Source organism: Pseudomonas fildesensis (genome assembly GCF_001050345.1).
GTDB lineage: Bacteria > Pseudomonadota > Gammaproteobacteria > Pseudomonadales > Pseudomonadaceae > Aquipseudomonas > Aquipseudomonas fildesensis.
On the sequence record NZ_LFMW01000012.1, the window covers coordinates 280,720 to 297,099 of the forward strand.

The following is a 16,380-nucleotide window of genomic DNA, read 5'->3' on the forward strand; positions in this document are numbered from 1 at the left end:
TACAAAGAATCAGGCGTTCTGCTTACTTCTGCTTTTCCAGCTGGTGGTATTTGCCGTCTTTATCCCACTGGTAAACCACGTAGTCGGAGATTTTCAGGTCGCCCTTGGCATCCCAGGCTTTTTCGCCCATTACGGTTTTAACCGGGTGAGCCTTGAGCCACTTGGCGGCGTCTTCGCCCTTGTTGCTTTTGGCGCCGTTGAAGCCGGCAGCCAGGGCCTGGACCGAAGCGTAGGCGTACAGGGTGTAGCCTTCAGGCTCGTAACCGTTTTTCTTGAACTCTTCCACGACGGTCTTGCTGTCTGGCAGCAGGCGCGGGTCAGCGCCGAAGGTCATGTAGACGCCATCCACATACTGCGCACCACCGGCAGTAGCCACCAGTTCGTCAGTCACGATGCCGTCATCGGACATGAACTTCACGTCTTTGAGGCCAGCTTCGCGAATCTGGCGAACCAGGGGACCGGCTTCCGGGTGCAGGCCGCCGAAGTACACGACGTCGGCGCCCAGAGAGCGGATTTTGGTGACCAGGGCGCTGAAGTCTTTCTCGCCACGGGTCAGGCCTTCTTCCAGCACCGGCTTGACGCCACGCTTGGTCAACTGGGCAGCGGTGGCGTCAGCCAGGCCTTTGCCGTAGGTGTCCTTGTCGTTGATGACCGCGATTTTTTTGCCCTTGAGCACGTCGACGATGTAGTCGCCAGCGACGATACCTTGCTGGTCGTCACGGCCGCACATGCGGAACATGCCGCTCAGGCCGCGTTCAGTCACTTGTGGGTTGGTGGAGCCAGGAGTGATCGCGATGATGCCGGCCTCGTCATACACCTCGGACGCCGGGATAGTGTTGGACGAGCAGAAGTGCCCGACCACACCGATGACCTTGTCCTGGTCGGCCAAGCGGTTGGCCACGGCCACGGCTTGCTTGGGTTCGCAGGCATCATCGCCGGCGACCAGCTTGATCTGCTCGCCGTTGATGCCGCCGGCCTTGTTGATGACGTCGGCTGCCGCTTGGGCACCCTTCATGTACTGCTCACCGAAAGCAGCGTTGGCGCCCGTCATTGGCCCCGCAACGCCAATCTTCACATCAGCTTGAACAAACGTAGAAACACCCAGCGCCGCTGCAATGGCGAGGGCCAGAAAACCTTTCTTGTAAAACGTCTGGGACATGAGTGGTGCTCCGATATTTTTGATTTTTGGCACGACAACTTGCATTCAAACTTTTCACTGAAAGCTCAGAGCAAGCCCCGTGCCATTACTTTTTTATTCTTCAAAAAGACACGGTGTCATTGTTATTACAGGCGTTTCGACTCCGCTTGCCAGTACGTGCAACCCTCTAGCATCAAGAGGTGCAACCCACCGACCAAAAAAGTACAACCTCGACAGGTCGCACCTGCAACCAGACCTATAAACGGCTCTTCCTACAGCTGTAACAAACTGCGTAACGGAAGTGCACATTTACAGTGCGCGAATGCTACGACTTGCACCAATACAGATGAGTAGCCTGCTAAGAAAATGCAGGCTTTTGAACGGTATTTCGCTGATCAGATCACGATCCTCAGGCATTGCCCGGCGTGATACAGCGAGAATCCAGCCTCATACAGACAGCTGCGCAGCCCCACCCCTGCCAGCGGCTGCATCGGCGTGAATGGAATCGGCAAGGCTTGGGGATTCTGGTGACACACGTAATCGGCAAACGCCTTGCCGACCACGGTGCCGGTGGTCACGCCGCGCCCGTTATAGCCCGTGACTGCCACAAGCCCAGGGGCCGGCTCGAACAGGCGCATCAGGTGATCGGGAGTGAAGGCGATGCAGCCGGTCCAGGTGCATTCCCACTGCACCGATTTGAGGTACGGAAAGTAGTGCTGCTGCACCCGATCGGCCCACACCTTGAGGAACCACGCCGGTTTCTGGTTGCCGTTGCCCAGGCTGCCGAGCAACAGACGGCCGTCAGCATCGCGGCGGATGCTGCTGAGCACCTGGCGCGTGTCCCACGAACCTTGCCCGCCGGGGAGGATCTGTTTGGCGGCGTCGTCGGTGAGCGGCGCGGAAGCGACCTGGTAGTAGTAGCCGGGAAAGAAATTGCGCCGCAGTTCGGTCCATTCACCTTCGGTGTAGGCGTTTGAGGCGATCACGACTTGTGCAGCCTGCACCGCACCGTTCGCCGTTTGCACCGACCAGTGCGCACCTTGGCGCTCCAGTTGCGTGACCGGGGAATGGTCGAACAGTTGCCCACCCAATCGCGCCGCCGCGTTGGCCAAACCACTGGTGTAGGCCATCGGATTCAACGTGCCCGCGCGCCGATCCAACAAGGCGGCGGAGATCTTTTGGGTGCCGGTGGCTTGCTCGCAAGCCTGGCCGGTGAGCAACTCAACCGGCGCGCCACGACGCTTCCATTGTTCTTCACGACTGCGCAAATCCGCCTGGCCACGGGCGTTGTGCGCCATGTGCAACGTGCCCTCGCGGCGCAATTGGCAATCGATGGTGTATTTGTCGATGAGGCTGAACACCAGCGACGGCGCCGCGCCCAACATGCGGTTGAGCTGGCTGCCCACCACCTCGCCGAAACCGGCTTCGATGTCGTCCGGCGGAATCCACATGCCGGCATTGACCAGCCCGACATTGCGCCCCGAACCACCATGGCCGGTACGATGAGCTTCCAGTACGGCGACGCTTTTACCCTGTTCCAGCAAGTGAATGGCGGCCGACAAACCGGTAATACCGGCGCCGATCACGCACACATCCACCTTCACCTCGCCCTTGAGCGCGGCGCGATCCGGCCGGCCAGGGGTGAGCTGTTCCCACAAACACGTTTCGCGTAATGGCATTGCCAGACTCCGGGATGAATACACCGCCGCTCGTTCCCATGCTCTGCGTGGGAATGCTGCCCTGGACGCTCCGCGTCCTGCTCTTAAAGTCGTGACGCGGAGCGTCACAGGATGCATTCCCACGCGGAGCGTGGGAACGATCATCAAATGTGGGAGGGGCGGTGCGACGATTCGACTTGCTCCCGATGGCGGTGTATCAGCCAACACGTTCAAACCTGTTCCACCGCATAGGGAGCAAGTCGAATCGTCGCACCGCCCCTCCCACATTTTTAACCGTGTTTCGACAGGTGATCAGTCGAAAGTAATGCCCTGTGCCAGCGGCAACTCCAGCGAATAGTTCACGGTATTGGTCTGCCGGCGCATGTACCCGCGCCATGCATCCGAACCCGACTCACGACCGCCACCGGTTTCTTTCTCACCGCCAAACGCACCGCCAATCTCTGCACCGCTCGGGCCGATGTTGACGTTGGCGATGCCGCAGTCACTGCCCACCGCCGACATGAACTGCTCGGCTTCGCGCACATCGGTGGTGAAGATGCACGACGACAGGCCTTGTGGCACGGCGTTGTTCAGCCGTAGCGCCTCAGGGAAGTCTTTGTAACCGACCACGTAAAGGATCGGCGCGAAGGTTTCGGTGCACACCACGTCGCTTTGCTCGGGCATTTCCACAATCGCCGGGGACACGTAGTAAGCGTTGGGGAATTTGTCTTCCAACTGACGCTTGCCGCCAAATACCTTGCCGCCTTCGCTCAAGGCTTGCTCCAGGGCGTCCTGCATGTTTTCGAAGCCGTGCTTGTCGATCAGCGGGCCGATCAGGTTGCCTTCCAGCGGGTGGCCGATGCGCACTTTTGAGTAGGCGGCCTTGAGGCGGGTGACGATTTCTTCTTTTACCGATTCATGGGCGATCAGGCGGCGCAGAGTGGTGCAACGCTGACCGGCGGTGCCAACGGCGCTGAACAGGATGGCGCGCACGGCCATGTCCAGGTCGGCGCTTGGGCCGAGGATCATCGCGTTGTTGCCGCCCAACTCAAGGATGCTGCGGGCAAAGCGCGCGGCGACTTTCGGCGCCACTTCGCGGCCCATGCGGGTGCTGCCGGTGGCGCTGATCAGGGCCACGCGAGGGTCGTCCACCAGTGCGGCGCCGGCGTCGCGACCGCCAATGATCACCTGGCTCAAGTACTCAGGGGCGTCGTTGAATTTCTTCAGCACGCGCTCGAACAGCGCCTGGCAGGCCAGGGCGGTGAGCGGGGTCTTTTCCGAGGGTTTCCAGATCACGGCGTTGCCGCACACCAGCGCGAGGGTGGTGTTCCACGCCCACACGGCGACCGGGAAGTTAAAGGCGCTGATCACGCCGACCACGCCCAGCGGGTGCCAGGTTTCACGCATGTGGTGGCCTGGGCGCTCGGAGGCGATGGTCAAGCCGTACAGTTGGCGGGACAGGCCCACGGCGAAGTCGCAGATGTCGATCATTTCCTGCACTTCACCCAGGCCTTCCTGAGTGATCTTGCCCGCTTCCCAGGACACCAGTTCGCCCAGGTCGGCCTTGTATTCACGCAACACATCGCCGAACTGGCGCACCAATTCACCGCGACGGGGCGCCGGTACTTTGCGCCAGGCGTCGAATGCATGCTCGGCGCGACTGACCTGCTGCTCCACCTCGGCGGCACCTTCCCAGTGCACACTGCCGATACGGCTGCCATCAATCGGCGAATGCACGGGTTGTTTACCCGACTGGTACAACGCCGGGTTTACCCCGAGACGGTCAAGCAATGCGGCAACCATGGGTCACTCCTTCAATCTGCAAACAAAAAATCGCACCGCGCCAGGCACGGCGATCCAGACCTTATTTGTAGCTGGCCCAAGACTTGCCAACAAACGACGATTAGGCGAGATATCATTCCGTTTATTCATGCAAAGAATAAAAAGAGGCGTGCCGTGCTGAACAAAAGACATTTGCCCTCGATCACTGCCCTGCAGTGTTTCGAAGCCGCCACCCGTCACCTGAGCTTCACCCGCGCCGCCGAGGAGCTGAACCTCACGCAAAGCGCGGTGAGCAAACAGGTCGCCCAGCTGGAAGAATTACTGCAGCACCTGCTGTTTCGCCGGGTGCGCCGCCGCTTGCAGATGACCCCGGCGGGCGACCTGTACCTGGTGGAAGTGCGCAAGATCCTCACCCAAGTGGAGATGTCTACCCACTACCTGCGCTCCTACGGCGGCGAGACTGAAGTGCTGCGCGTGTCCACGCCCTACACCTTCGGCGCGCGCTGGCTGGTGCCGCGCCTCAAGGGCTGGCGCTTGCGTCACCCGCAGATCCATCTGGACCTGTGCAACGAGCAGGAACCCGACGATCTGCTGCAAGGCAAGGCCGACATGGCCTTCTACTTCGGCCAGGGTTCACGCCCCGGCACCGAAAGCCTGAAACTGTTCAGCGAAGAACTGGTGCCAGTGTGCGCCCCGGAGAGCCTGCCCACGCAGCCGTTCACCGACCCCACGCAACTGAGCGACCTGGTGCTTCTGCAAAACGCCTCGCGACCCCAGGGCTGGCACGACTGGTTTGCCAGCCAGGGGTTCCACACCGAGCACAGCTACCATGGGCCGCGTTTCGACACCTTCTATATGTGCATTCGCGCGGCGCAGGTGGGCTGCGGGGTAGCGCTGTTGCCGCGGTTTCTGGTGGAAGAGGAATTGGCAGACGGCAAGCTGGTAATCCCCTGGCCGCACGCGATGCCGAGTCAGGATGCGTATTACCTGGCGTACCCGGAGCATTCGGCGGAGGTGCCCAAGGTGCGGGAGTTTGTGAAGTGGATGATGGAGCAGGTGTAAATATTTTTTCTGTACCGCCGCCATCGGGAGCACGTCGCACAGAAAAAATCACTGGCAAAACCCCACAGGTCTATGCGCCACTAGCACCCTTCCTTAATTGTGCGTAAAGGTCGGCGCCCATCGCCGATCCGTCTGGAGATTCCCGCTATGAGCGAGAGTGTGTTTGCCGATCGCATCGTGCAGAACCTGCTCGACACCGACTTCTACAAGCTGACCATGATGCAGGCGGTGCTGCACAACTACCCGAATGTGGAAGTTGAATGGGAGTTTCGTTGCCGTAACAGTGAAGACCTGCGCCCGTACCTGGCGGAAATCCGCTACCAGATCGAACGCCTCGCCGAGTTGAGCCTGAGCCCGGATCAACTGGGCTTCCTCGAACGCATCAGTTTCATGAAACCGGATTTTTTGCGCTTCCTCGGGCTGTTCCGCTTCAACTTGCGTTATGTGCAGACCGGCATCGAAAACGGCGAGCTGTTTATCCGCCTGCGCGGGCCGTGGCTGCATGTGATCCTGTTTGAAGTGCCGATGCTGGCCATCGTCAGCGAAGTGCGTAACCGCTACCGCTACCAGACCGTGATCCTCGAGCAGGCGCGCGAGCAGCTGTATCGCAAGTTTGATTGGCTGACCGCCAACGCCAGCAGCGAAGAGTTATCCGAGCTGCAAGTCGCCGACTTCGGCACCCGTCGACGCTTCTCGTACCGGGTGCAGGAAGAAGTGGTCAGCGTGCTCAAACACGACTTCCCTGGCCGTTTCGTCGGCACCAGCAACGTGCACCTGGCCCGCGAGTTCGATATGAAGCCGCTCGGCACCATGGCCCACGAATGGATCATGGCCCACCAGCAACTCGGCCCACGCCTGATCGACAGCCAGATCGCCGCCCTCGATTGCTGGGTTCGCGAATACCGTGGCCTGCTGGGCATCGCCCTGACCGACTGCATCACCACCGACGCCTTCCTTGGCGACTTCGACTTGTACTTCGCCAAGCTGTTTGACGGCCTGCGCCACGACTCCGGTGACCCGATACAGTGGGCAGAAAAAGCCATCGCCCATTACCACAAGCTCGGCATCGAGCCGATGAGCAAGACCCTGGTGTTCTCCGACAGCCTGTCGCTGCCCAAGGCCCTGGAGATATTCCGGGCGCTGCGCGGTCGGATCAATGTGAGCTTTGGTATCGGCACCAACCTGACCTGCGATATTCCAGGGGTGGAGCCGATGAGCATCGTGCTTAAAATGACTGCCTGCAATGGCCAGCCTGTCGCGAAGATCTCCGATGAAGCGGGCAAGACCCACTGCACCGACCCGAATTTCGTCGCCTATTTGCGTCACGTTTTCAAAGTACCTGCCCTTTCCAGCAAGGAGTGAATCATGCAAGCCGTACAGCGTGAGATTGCGCAGCAGCTCAAGGTCCAAGCGCCGTTCATCGACCAGGCCGCCCTTGAAGCCGAGGTTGTCCGTCGCGTGGCCTTTATCCAGGATTGCCTGCGCAATGCCGGACTCAAGGTGTTGGTACTGGGCATCAGCGGTGGGGTCGACTCCCTGACCGCCGGCCTGTTGGCCCAACGTGCGATGCAGGAACTGCGCGCCAGCACCGGGGATGAGGCGTACCGCTTTATTGCCGTGCGCCTGCCTTACGAAACCCAGTTTGACGAGCTCGACGCCCAGGCATCGGTGGACTTCATCGAGCCGGATGAGCGCCACACCGTGAATATCGGCCCGGCAGTGAAATCCCTGGCCAATGAAGTCGCGGCGTTTGAAGGCAAGGCGGCGGTGTCCCGCGATTTCGTGCTGGGCAACACCAAGGCACGTATGCGCATGGTGGCGCAGTACACCATCGCCGGTGCGGCCGGCGGCCTGGTGATCGGCACCGACCATGCATCGGAAGCGGTGATGGGCTTTTTCACCAAGTTCGGCGATGGTGCCTGCGACCTGGCACCGTTGAGCGGGCTGGTGAAAAACCAGGTGCGTGCGATTGCACGGCACTTTGGTGCGCCGGAGTCGCTGGTGGAGAAGATTCCTACTGCGGACCTGGAAGACCTATCGCCGGGCAAGCCGGACGAAGCGTCCCACGGCGTGACCTACGCCGAGATCGATGCATTCCTGCACGGTGAGCCCGTGCGTGAGGAAGCGTTCAGGATCATCTGTGACACGTATCGCAAGACCGAACACAAGCGCGTGATGCCGTTTACGCCGTAAGGCCTGCCTTTGGATCGTTCCTATGATTGCGTGGGAACGGTCTGATTCACTCGCTGATTATTGAATGCACCAAGGCCCCACTGCAGTCTCGTGACCTACCCTACCCATTGGGAACCTCGGTATGTCACGCACAGCTATTGTTCTGATCGCACTCCTTTCCTCAACTACGGAAAGTGCCACGCTCGACCTGACGCCTCCTGAGTCGCTCAGCGAGCAATCACCCACGGTCCTTGGCACCGAACTGCGCCTACCCAATTTTTTCACTGACAATTCCGCCGAGACCCGTTGTGAGTGGCAACAAAGCCTCATCACAGAATCCTGGCAAATGCTTGATTGCCGTGGAAAATCGCAGGTTGATGGCGGGCGGGCGCTCCATTTCATGGACAGCGCTGAAAAAAGACTAACCCCTCAACACCTGGAGTTAGGCCTCGATCTTGAATCTTTCGAATTAATAACGCCTTGAAAAAAAAGCGCCTGAACAGGCGCTTTTTTTTGACCGCAGTCGGCTTACTTCACAACTACAGTGCCTTTCATCATCGAGATGTGGCCAGGGAACGAGCAAAAGAAGGCGTAATCAGTACCGGCGGCCAGCTTCGACACATCGAAGGTTACCGAGTCTTTCTCGCCGGCACCGATGATCTTGGTGTGGGCGATGATGCGAGTGTCGCCTTCTTTCAGGTAGTTCTTGTCGATACCGGCGGCCATGCCATCGGTAGCGACCGGTTGCATGTCGGCTGCGGTGGTCAGCACCCAGTTATGGCCCATGACGTTTTTCGGCAAGCTGCCAGAGTGAGTCAACTCGACGGTGAACGTCTTGCAGCTCTTGTCGATTTCAATGGCCTTGGTGTTGAAGGACATCTGATCGGTGGAGTCGACGGTGACCTTGCACTCTGCAGCAAGCAACTGGCCACTCGCCAGAGTCAGCAGGGAAACAGCAACGAGTTTGGCAAACATGTGGATCTCCAAGGCAGGGTTTAATAAACGCATAGTGCGACAAGGGTGCCTGAGGCAGGCAAGAATTCTTATGACCTGAATCAACAGATTGTATACAACTTTAGGCTATCAGACTTATCGACACAATCAACCAGCCAAAGTGCCACACCCCACCTATGATCGGCGCATCACCCACTGGAGTCCGAACCATGCGCCTCAATCACCTGTTCAACGGCCTGCTGGCCGCCTACGCTTGCGGTAAGTGAAAGCAAAGCGCGCTGCTAAGCTGCTACCATAGCGACCCAAGGCAGCTGCGCGCCGCCCACCCTCACCTTCGACCCCAAGAGGATCGCCCATGGCCAAACCTAATTACTCCTTCGCCAAACGTCAGAGAGACTTGGCCAAGGAACAGAAGAAAGAGGAAAAACTGCAACGCAAGAAAGCCTCTGCCGACGAAGAAGCAGGCGCACTGAACCCGGATGCGGAAGGTGAAGTGGCGACTGAAGACACCGAGACACCGAAAGACCCGGCTGAATAAATTCTATTGTGGTGCGGGCTTGTTGTGGCGAGCGGGCTTGCCCCGCGTTGGGCTGCGAAGCGGCCCTAATAGGATCACCCCGTTACATCAGAAAGACAGCGGTGACGGTTTTTTAGGGCTGCTGCGCAGCCCAACGCGGGGCAAGCCAGCTCGCCACAACAAGTGCTCTCGCCACAACGAGCTCGCTCCTACTCCAGCGGCATCACCGTCACCCGCACCTCCGGGTCATGGCTCCCTCCCCCCAGAATCACCCCCCGCAACGGCGACACATCGGAGAAATCCCGGCCCCAGGCCAGGGTGATGTGCTCCAGTGCCGGTTGCACATTGTTGGTCGGATCGAAATCCACCCAACCCGACACCGGGCAATACACCGAAACCCACGCATGGGACGCATCGGCGCCAATCAACCGTGGCTGGCCGGGCGGTGGCTGGGTCAACAGATACCCGCTGATGTAGCGCGCCGCCAGGCCGCGCGAGCGCAGGCACGCGAGCATCAGGTGGGCGAAGTCCTGGCACACGCCGCGACGTCGCTCCAGCACTTCCACCAGCGGCGTGGCGACCTGGGTAGCTTCGGCATCGAAGGTAAACTCATCGAAGATTTTTTCCATCAGCGCCTGCACACCCAACAGCAGCGGACGACCGGCGGGGAAACAACTTTCGGAGAACTCGACGAACGTTTTCTTCAAATGCACGTAAGGCGATTCGAACCGGTAGCGGCACGCTTCGATCAGTTGCGGCGACATCGGCTGGCTGCCGTAAGTCAGGCTGTCGCGAGTCTGGTCCCAGGCCAGCGACTGCTGGAAATCCAGCACCGGCCGCGCCAGCACTTCCACGGTCAGCCCGGCATTCACCAGCAATTCGTCATGGGGCCGCTCAAACGCCAGGCGGGTGATCGGGTTGCCGAACACGTCCAGCTCATCGCGACGTGAAGACGGTTCCGGGCTGATGTCCAACTGTTGAGCAGTGCAACGCTGCCAGGCGCAAGGCCGTGGCCACAAATGCGCCAACTGCTGGGCCAGGGACACCGGGCTGTCGTAGTGGTAATGGGTATCGTGGAAAATCTGGTAGCGCGCACTCATCATCACACCGACACCGTTTGCTGGCTGACATCATCCACATGGGCAAAATGGCGCAAGGCCAGGCGATCGGAGACTTGCCCGCTTTCATCGGCGACGGCCTGCAGCAGGTCGGCTAGGCCTTCCAAAGCGGCACGCACACTGGGTTCGCCGAACAGTGGGTTCTCGAGGCAGCTGAGGTCGAAACGCGCAAGGCGCTCGACCAAGGGCGCCAGCCCGGTTTCCCGTGGCACGCCGAAATCATCATTGAGGCGACGCAGGGTGCGGTTCACCAGTTTGAGCTGGAACAGCACCGCATGGGGGTTCTGTTCATCCAGCAACAACAGGTCCAACACCGGGATCAACTGCGGCACCGCCAGGTAGCGCGACCGGTAGGTGATGCTGCTGTTACCCAGCTCCAGCAACCACTCAAGCCCCGCCTGATCAAACACCGCCACGCCACGCAGGAACGCCGCGAGGCTGCTGCTGAGAAATTGCAGGCGCTCAATGCGCCGCCCCATCATCAAAAAGCGCCAGCCTTCGTCACGGGTCATGTCGTCCAGGGCAAACCCGGACAACGCCGCCAGGGACATGACCAGACGGTTGAGGAAGTCCAGCAACTCGCCGAAGTCCGGCTCTTCGCTTTCCAGCTCCATGGCTTCGCGTTGCAACTCGACCAGTGCCTGCCAGTTTTCCCGGGACAACTTGCCGCGCACCTGGGACGCCGCCCACTGCAAGCGCTGCAGGTTGGCGCGCAGGCTCGACGGCCAGTCATCGCCAAGCAAAGCGGCCATCAGGCGTTCCGGCAACTCACCCTCCTCCGGCAACAGACGCAGGTTTTCACCCAGCTCGACCGCGGCCTGCAAGGCCAGGGGATCGTCGCCGTCGACATAGCGCGCCAGCACGATACGCAACCAGCGCGCGCTGTCATCACAGCGCTCGCAGTAACGGCCAAACCAGAACAGGTTTTCCACCACGCGTGACGGCAGATACGGATCGCGGCGCACCAGGTCGTGAGCACCAATCGTGCGCTGTGCACGCCATTGCTCGCCACCGGCCGCACGCTCGCCGAGCACCCAGGTGTCCTTGCTCGCACCACCGCGTTGCATCGATACCACTTCGGCATCGGCGTCGGCGGCCACGCGGGTCAGGCCGCCGGGCAAGACACGGTAGCCGTCATCACTGGCCACGGCGTACACGCGCATGCCGATGGCGCGGTGTTGTAAGTGATCATCGACGGTGTGCCAGACGGGCGCCTGGGACAACTGCGCCAGTTCCTGGGCGACATAGGCATAGGGCCGTGCACACATGCGTTCGGCCAGCGCCTGGCGCTGCTCTTCATTCAGATCGCGCCCGAACACCGGTGCGAAGCTCTGCGACGGAAACGCCGGTTTGATCAGCAGCTCGGGCAGTTTCTCCAGGGCCTCGGCGAGCACCGGGGCCTCGCCGCACCACCAGGTGGCGATGGACGGCAGGATCAGTTCTTCGCCAAACAGGAACTGGTTGATCTTCGGCAAAAAGCCGAGCAACCCAGGAGACTCCAGCACGCCGCTGCCCAAGGCATTGGCCACCAGCACATTGCCTTGGCGCACCGCATCGAGCAGGCCGGGCACACCGAGGGCCGAGTCGGTGCGCAGCTCCAGCGGGTCACAAAAATCGTCGTCCAGGCGGCGCATGATCGCGTGCACCCGGCGCAGGCCGCTGAGGGTTTTCAGGAACACCGTGCTGTCACGCACCGTGAGGTCACCGCCTTCCACCAGCGGGTAGCCGAGCTGGCGCGCGAGGTACAGGTGTTCGAAATAGCTTTCGTTGAAACGGCCGGGCGTGAGCAGCACGATCAGCGGCGGCTGGTCGTCGCTGGGCGCCTGGCGGGCCAGGGTTTCCTGGAGCGTGCGGAAAAAACCGGTGAGGTGCTGCACCTGCAAGTCGCGGTACAAATCCGGAAAGGCGCGGGAGACGATGGTGCGGTTTTCCAGCGCGTAACCGGCGCCCGAAGGGGCCTGGGTGCGGTCGGCGGTGACCCACCAACGTCCATCCGGGGTGCGCGCCAGGTCCACGGCATACAGGTGCAAAAACGCCCCGTCCGGCGGTTGGATACCCTGGCACGGCCACAGGAAGTTGTTATGCCCGAACACCAGCTCGGCCGGCAGCAGCCCTTCCTTGATCAAGCGCTGCGGGCCATACAGATCGGCCAGCACCGCATTGAGCAGGCGCGCGCGCTGGGCGATGCCGGCCGACAGGTGCTGCCACTCGTCAAAGGCCAGCACATGCGGCAGCAAGTCCAGTTCCCACGGGCGATCAGCACCCTTGGGGTCGGCGTAGACGTTGTAGGTCACGCCGTTTTCCTGGATCTGCCGGGTCAGCAGCGCCTGGCGCTGGGCCAGCTGCGCGGGCGTGCTGCGTTGCAGGTGATCAAGCAGGCGCTGCCAATGGGCGCGGACCGCGCCGCTGTCGTCCAGCAGTTCGTGATAAGTGCCCGCAGTCAGCGGGTAACGGTCGAGCAAGTCGGGCATGGAACGCTCGGCAGAGGCAAGGGGGCTCAGATTAACCTAACAAACACTGCAAATCCCCTGTGGGAGCGGGCTTGCTGTGGCGAGGGAGTTTACTCCCGTTCGACTGCGTAGCAGTCGCCTGCTTTGGGGGGCGCTTCGCACCCCAGCGGGAGCAAGCTCCCTCGCCACAAAAGCCCATCCCCACCGAGGGACTGAGTTCAGTCGTTTTTATTGGGGAAGCGTCGCAGATCCAGGGTCATCGGCAATTCGTCGTTGATCACGACTGTTGGCACAGCGAGCTTTCCAGGTGTATGCCCCAAGCGGAAAAACCGCGCCATGCGCCGGCTCTCGGCTTCGTTGGCGTTCACCGGCAAGCTGTCGTAATTGCGTCCGCCCGGATGAGCGACGTGGTATTGGCAACCGCCCAGCGAGCGCTGCATCCAGGTGTCCAGCAGGTCGAACACCAACGGCGCATGCACCGCGATGGTCGGCTGCAGGCAATTCGCCGGTTGCCAGGCGCGATAACGCACGCCGGCGACGAACTCGCCGATGCGCCCGGTCGGTTGCAGCGGCACCGGGATGCCGTTGCAGGTCAGCAGATAGCGTTGCGGCGGCAGCCCGCTCAACTTCACCTGCAAGCGCTCCAGGGACGAATCCACATAACGCACCGTACCGCCCACCGCGCCTTCCTCGCCCAACACATGCCAGGGTTCCAGGGCCTGGCGCAGTTCCAGTTCGATACCGCTGACGGCGTAGTCGCCGACCTTGGGGAAACGGAATTCCAGGTGCGCAGCAAACCATTCGGCACGCAGTGGGTAACCGGCCGCATTGAGCTCGACGATCACGTCGGCAAAATCCTGCTCGATAAAGTGCGGCAACAGGAAACGGTCATGCAGCTCGGTCCCCCAGCGCGCCAGTTTCGGCGGCGCATAGGGTTCACGCCAGAAGCGCGCCACCAGTGCCCGAAGCAGCAGTTGCTGGGTCAGGCTCATGCGCGCATGGGGCGGCATCTCAAAGGCACGCAATTCCAGCAGGCCCAGGCGGCCAGTGGCGCCGTCGGGTGAGTAGAGTTTGTCGATGCAGAATTCGGCGCGGTGAGTGTTGCCCGTCACGTCGATCAACAGGTTGCGCAGCAGACGGTCCACCAACCACGGCGCACATTCTTCACCGGGTTCGGGCATTTGCGCGAAGGCGATTTCCAGCTCGTACAGCGCATCGTTGCGCGCTTCGTCCACCCGTGGCGCCTGTGAGGTCGGGCCGATAAACAGGCCGGAGAACAGGTAGGACAAGGACGGATGGTTATGCCAGTAGCTGATCAAACTGCGCAGCAAGTCCGGGCGGCGCAGGAACGGTGAGTCCTTGGGCGTCGCGCCCCCCATTACAAAGTGGTTGCCGCCGCCGGTGCCGGTGTGACGGCCGTCGATCATGAATTTTTCAGTGGTCAGACGGGTTTGCCGCGCTTCTTCGTAGAGGAATTCGGTGCGTTCCACCAGCTCGTCCCATGTGGCGGACGGCTGCACGTTGACCTCGATCACACCCGGATCCGGCGTCACGCGGAAGTTGCTCAGGCGTGTATCGGCCGGCGGCTCGTAACCTTCCAGCAGCACCGGGCAATGCAACTCTTCGGCGGTCGCCTCGATGGCGGTCACCAATTCCAGGTAATCCTCAACACGTTCCAGCGGCGGCATGAACAGGTACAGGCGCCCTTCCCGCGCCTCAGCACACAGCGCGGTGCGGGTCAGCCAGTCGGCGGATTCGTCGACCTTCGGCGTGCGGTCTTCGCTCGACGCAGGTTCGGCGTGGCTTTGCAGTTGCGTGGTGGTCGGCAACTCCGGTTGATCCTGGTTAGGATCAGTCGGATGCACAAACGGATATTCCGCCGCTGTCACCCAAGGTTGCGACGCCAACGGCAGGCGATAACCCAGCGGCGAATCACCCGGCACCAGCCGGCAGTGGTTATCGCGCAGGTACCAGCGCCCGCTCTGCCAGCGGTCGTTAGCCGCCGTGCGCGCCAGCGGCAATACTTGGCCGATGACTTTATCCAGGCCCTGGCCGAACACTTTGCGCAGGCGTTCACGCTCCAGGTCATCGCTCAGGCGCGGGTCCTGGGCGGTGACGTTTTGCGGCAGCGCGCCTTCGCGCCACAGGTAGTAGAAATTGTCTTCGAAGGCCGGGAACACAAAGCGCGCTGGCAGCTTCAGGCGCTCGGCGACGCTGGCGAGGAAACGCCCGGCCATCACGCCGTCCGCGCCGTAGTCCTGTTGTTCATCGGCGATCAACGCGCTGTTGTGCCAGATCGGCACCCCATCGCGGCGCCAGTAGCAGTTGAGCGACCAGCGCGGCAGTTGCTCGCCGGGGTACCACTTGCCCTGGCCGAAGTGCACCAGGCCTTTGGGCGCGTAGTGCTTGCGCATGCGCTGGAACAACTCGGCTGACAGCCGACGCTTGTCCGGGCCAAGGGCGGCGGTGTTCCACTCGGCGCCGTCGGGATCGTCGATGGAGACGAAGGTCGGCTCACCGCCCATGGTCAGACGCACGTCGTCCTTGAGCAGGTCGCCGTCGATCTGCCGGCCCAAGGCCTGGATCGCCAGCCATTGCTCTTCGGTGTAGGGCTTGGTGACACGCGGTGCTTCCCAGATGCGCTCTACCGACATCTCGTGGGTAAATTCGCACTCGCACGGTTCCACCAACCCGCTGATCGGTGCGGCGGAAGAAGGATCGGGACTACAGGCCAACGGGATGTGGCCTTCACCGGCGAACAACCCGGAAGTGGCATCCAGGCCGATCCAGCCGGCGCCGGGCAAATACACTTCGCACCAGGCGTGCAGGTCGGTGAAGTCGACTTCGGTGCCGGACGGGCCGTCGAGGGCTTTGACGTCGGCGGTGAGCTGGATCAGGTAACCGGAGACAAACCGCGCCGCCAGCCCCAGGTTGCGCAGCAATTGCACCAGCAGCCAGGCCGAATCGCGGCACGAGCCGGAAGCGTTATCCAGGGTGAATTCCGGGGTTTGCACGCCCGGTTCCATGCGGATCAGGTAGCCGATGTCGGCAGCCAGGCGCTGGTTCAGGCCGACCAGGAAATCCACGGCCGGCAGCGGTGTGTGGTCGATACCGGCCAGGTACGCGGCGAACTTGGGCGTCAGCGGCAGGGTTTCCAGGTACGGCGCCAGCTCACGCTGCTCATCGGCGGCATAGCTGAACGGGATTTTTTCCGCGTAGGGCTCAAGGAAAAAGTCGAACGGGTTGAACACCGCCATCTCGGCGACCAGGTCGACTTCGATGCGCAACTCGTCAGTCTTTTCCGGGAACACCAGCCGCGCCAGGTAATTACCCTGGGGGTCTTGTTGCCAATTGATGAAGTGCTGCTCGGGCAGCACTTTCAGTGCGTAGGACAGAATCCGCGTGCGGCTATGGGCAGCCGGGCGCAAACGCACGATCTGTGGGCCGAGTTCGACAGCGCGGTCGTAGCGGTAATGCGTAACGTGGTGCAACGCGACATGAATCGACACGGCGGCCTCCTGCGAGCCAG

At 61.4% G+C, this 16,380-nt stretch carries 12 protein-coding genes; 5 read left to right on the plus strand and 7 right to left on the minus strand.

From position 1 onward, the window contains the following. Positions 1-22: 22 nt before the first annotated feature. The 3 genes from ACR52_RS18450 to amaB all read right to left on the minus strand — a co-directional run bounded on the left by ACR52_RS18450 (position 23) and on the right by amaB (position 4,599). Positions 23-1,159 carry a branched-chain amino acid ABC transporter substrate-binding protein gene (locus ACR52_RS18450; RefSeq protein WP_048727388.1) on the minus strand — a complete coding sequence of 379 codons (1,137 nt, stop codon included), beginning with the start codon at positions 1,157-1,159 and terminating at the stop codon, positions 23-25. 374 nt (positions 1,160-1,533) lie between these two features. Beyond that, the gene (gene amaA, locus ACR52_RS18455) at positions 1,534-2,817 is read right to left on the minus strand and encodes an L-pipecolate oxidase (protein ID WP_048727391.1); all 1,284 of its coding nucleotides are present in this window, start codon (positions 2,815-2,817) and stop codon (positions 1,534-1,536) included. Positions 2,818-3,108: 291 nt separating this feature from the next. Next, complete coding sequence (gene amaB, locus ACR52_RS18460) at positions 3,109-4,599, minus strand: L-piperidine-6-carboxylate dehydrogenase (protein WP_048727394.1); 1,491 nt, start codon at positions 4,597-4,599, stop codon at positions 3,109-3,111. 153 nt (positions 4,600-4,752) lie between these two features. Here amaB and ACR52_RS18465 point away from each other — a divergent pair, with 153 nt between their 5' ends. The 4 genes from ACR52_RS18465 to ACR52_RS18480 all read left to right on the plus strand — a co-directional run bounded on the left by ACR52_RS18465 (position 4,753) and on the right by ACR52_RS18480 (position 8,296). Then, positions 4,753-5,640 (plus strand): LysR family transcriptional regulator, encoded by an 888-nt coding sequence (locus ACR52_RS18465; RefSeq protein ID WP_048727396.1) that lies wholly within the window; start codon positions 4,753-4,755, stop codon positions 5,638-5,640. Positions 5,641-5,787: 147 nt separating this feature from the next. After that, positions 5,788-7,002, plus strand: coding sequence for a nicotinate phosphoribosyltransferase (pncB, locus tag ACR52_RS18470; RefSeq protein ID WP_048727400.1), 1,215 nt, complete (start codon positions 5,788-5,790; stop codon positions 7,000-7,002). 3 nt (positions 7,003-7,005) lie between these two features. Beyond that, positions 7,006-7,833, plus strand: coding sequence for an ammonia-dependent NAD(+) synthetase (gene nadE, locus ACR52_RS18475; RefSeq protein ID WP_048727402.1), 828 nt, complete (start codon positions 7,006-7,008; stop codon positions 7,831-7,833). 121 nt (positions 7,834-7,954) lie between these two features. Further along, positions 7,955-8,296 (plus strand): hypothetical protein, encoded by a 342-nt coding sequence (locus ACR52_RS18480; protein ID WP_048727405.1) that lies wholly within the window; start codon positions 7,955-7,957, stop codon positions 8,294-8,296. Positions 8,297-8,340: 44 nt separating this feature from the next. Here the strand turns inward: ACR52_RS18480 and azu are convergent, their stop codons facing one another. Further along, entirely contained in the window at positions 8,341-8,787 is a 447-nt protein-coding gene (gene azu, locus ACR52_RS18485; RefSeq protein ID WP_048727408.1) for an azurin, read from the minus strand. Positions 8,788-9,121: 334 nt separating this feature from the next. Here azu and ACR52_RS18490 point away from each other — a divergent pair, with 334 nt between their 5' ends. Then, positions 9,122-9,304, plus strand: coding sequence for a hypothetical protein (locus ACR52_RS18490; RefSeq protein WP_048727412.1), 183 nt, complete (start codon positions 9,122-9,124; stop codon positions 9,302-9,304). A 188-nt stretch (positions 9,305-9,492) separates the two neighbouring features. On the opposite strand, the gene ACR52_RS18495 is transcribed toward ACR52_RS18490, so the two are convergent. From ACR52_RS18495 to ACR52_RS18505, 3 genes are all read right to left on the minus strand, one after another. Then, the gene (locus ACR52_RS18495) at positions 9,493-10,383 is read right to left on the minus strand and encodes a transglutaminase family protein (RefSeq protein ID WP_048728172.1); all 891 of its coding nucleotides are present in this window, start codon (positions 10,381-10,383) and stop codon (positions 9,493-9,495) included. A gap of 2 nt (positions 10,384-10,385) precedes the next feature. Further along, positions 10,386-12,872 (minus strand): circularly permuted type 2 ATP-grasp protein, encoded by a 2,487-nt coding sequence (locus ACR52_RS18500; protein WP_048727416.1) that lies wholly within the window; start codon positions 12,870-12,872, stop codon positions 10,386-10,388. Positions 12,873-13,069: 197 nt separating this feature from the next. Beyond that, positions 13,070-16,360: a transglutaminase family protein gene (locus ACR52_RS18505; RefSeq protein WP_048727419.1), complete on the minus strand. Its 3,291-nt coding sequence runs from the start codon at positions 16,358-16,360 to the stop codon at positions 13,070-13,072. Between the last annotated feature and the right edge of the window lie 20 nt (positions 16,361-16,380).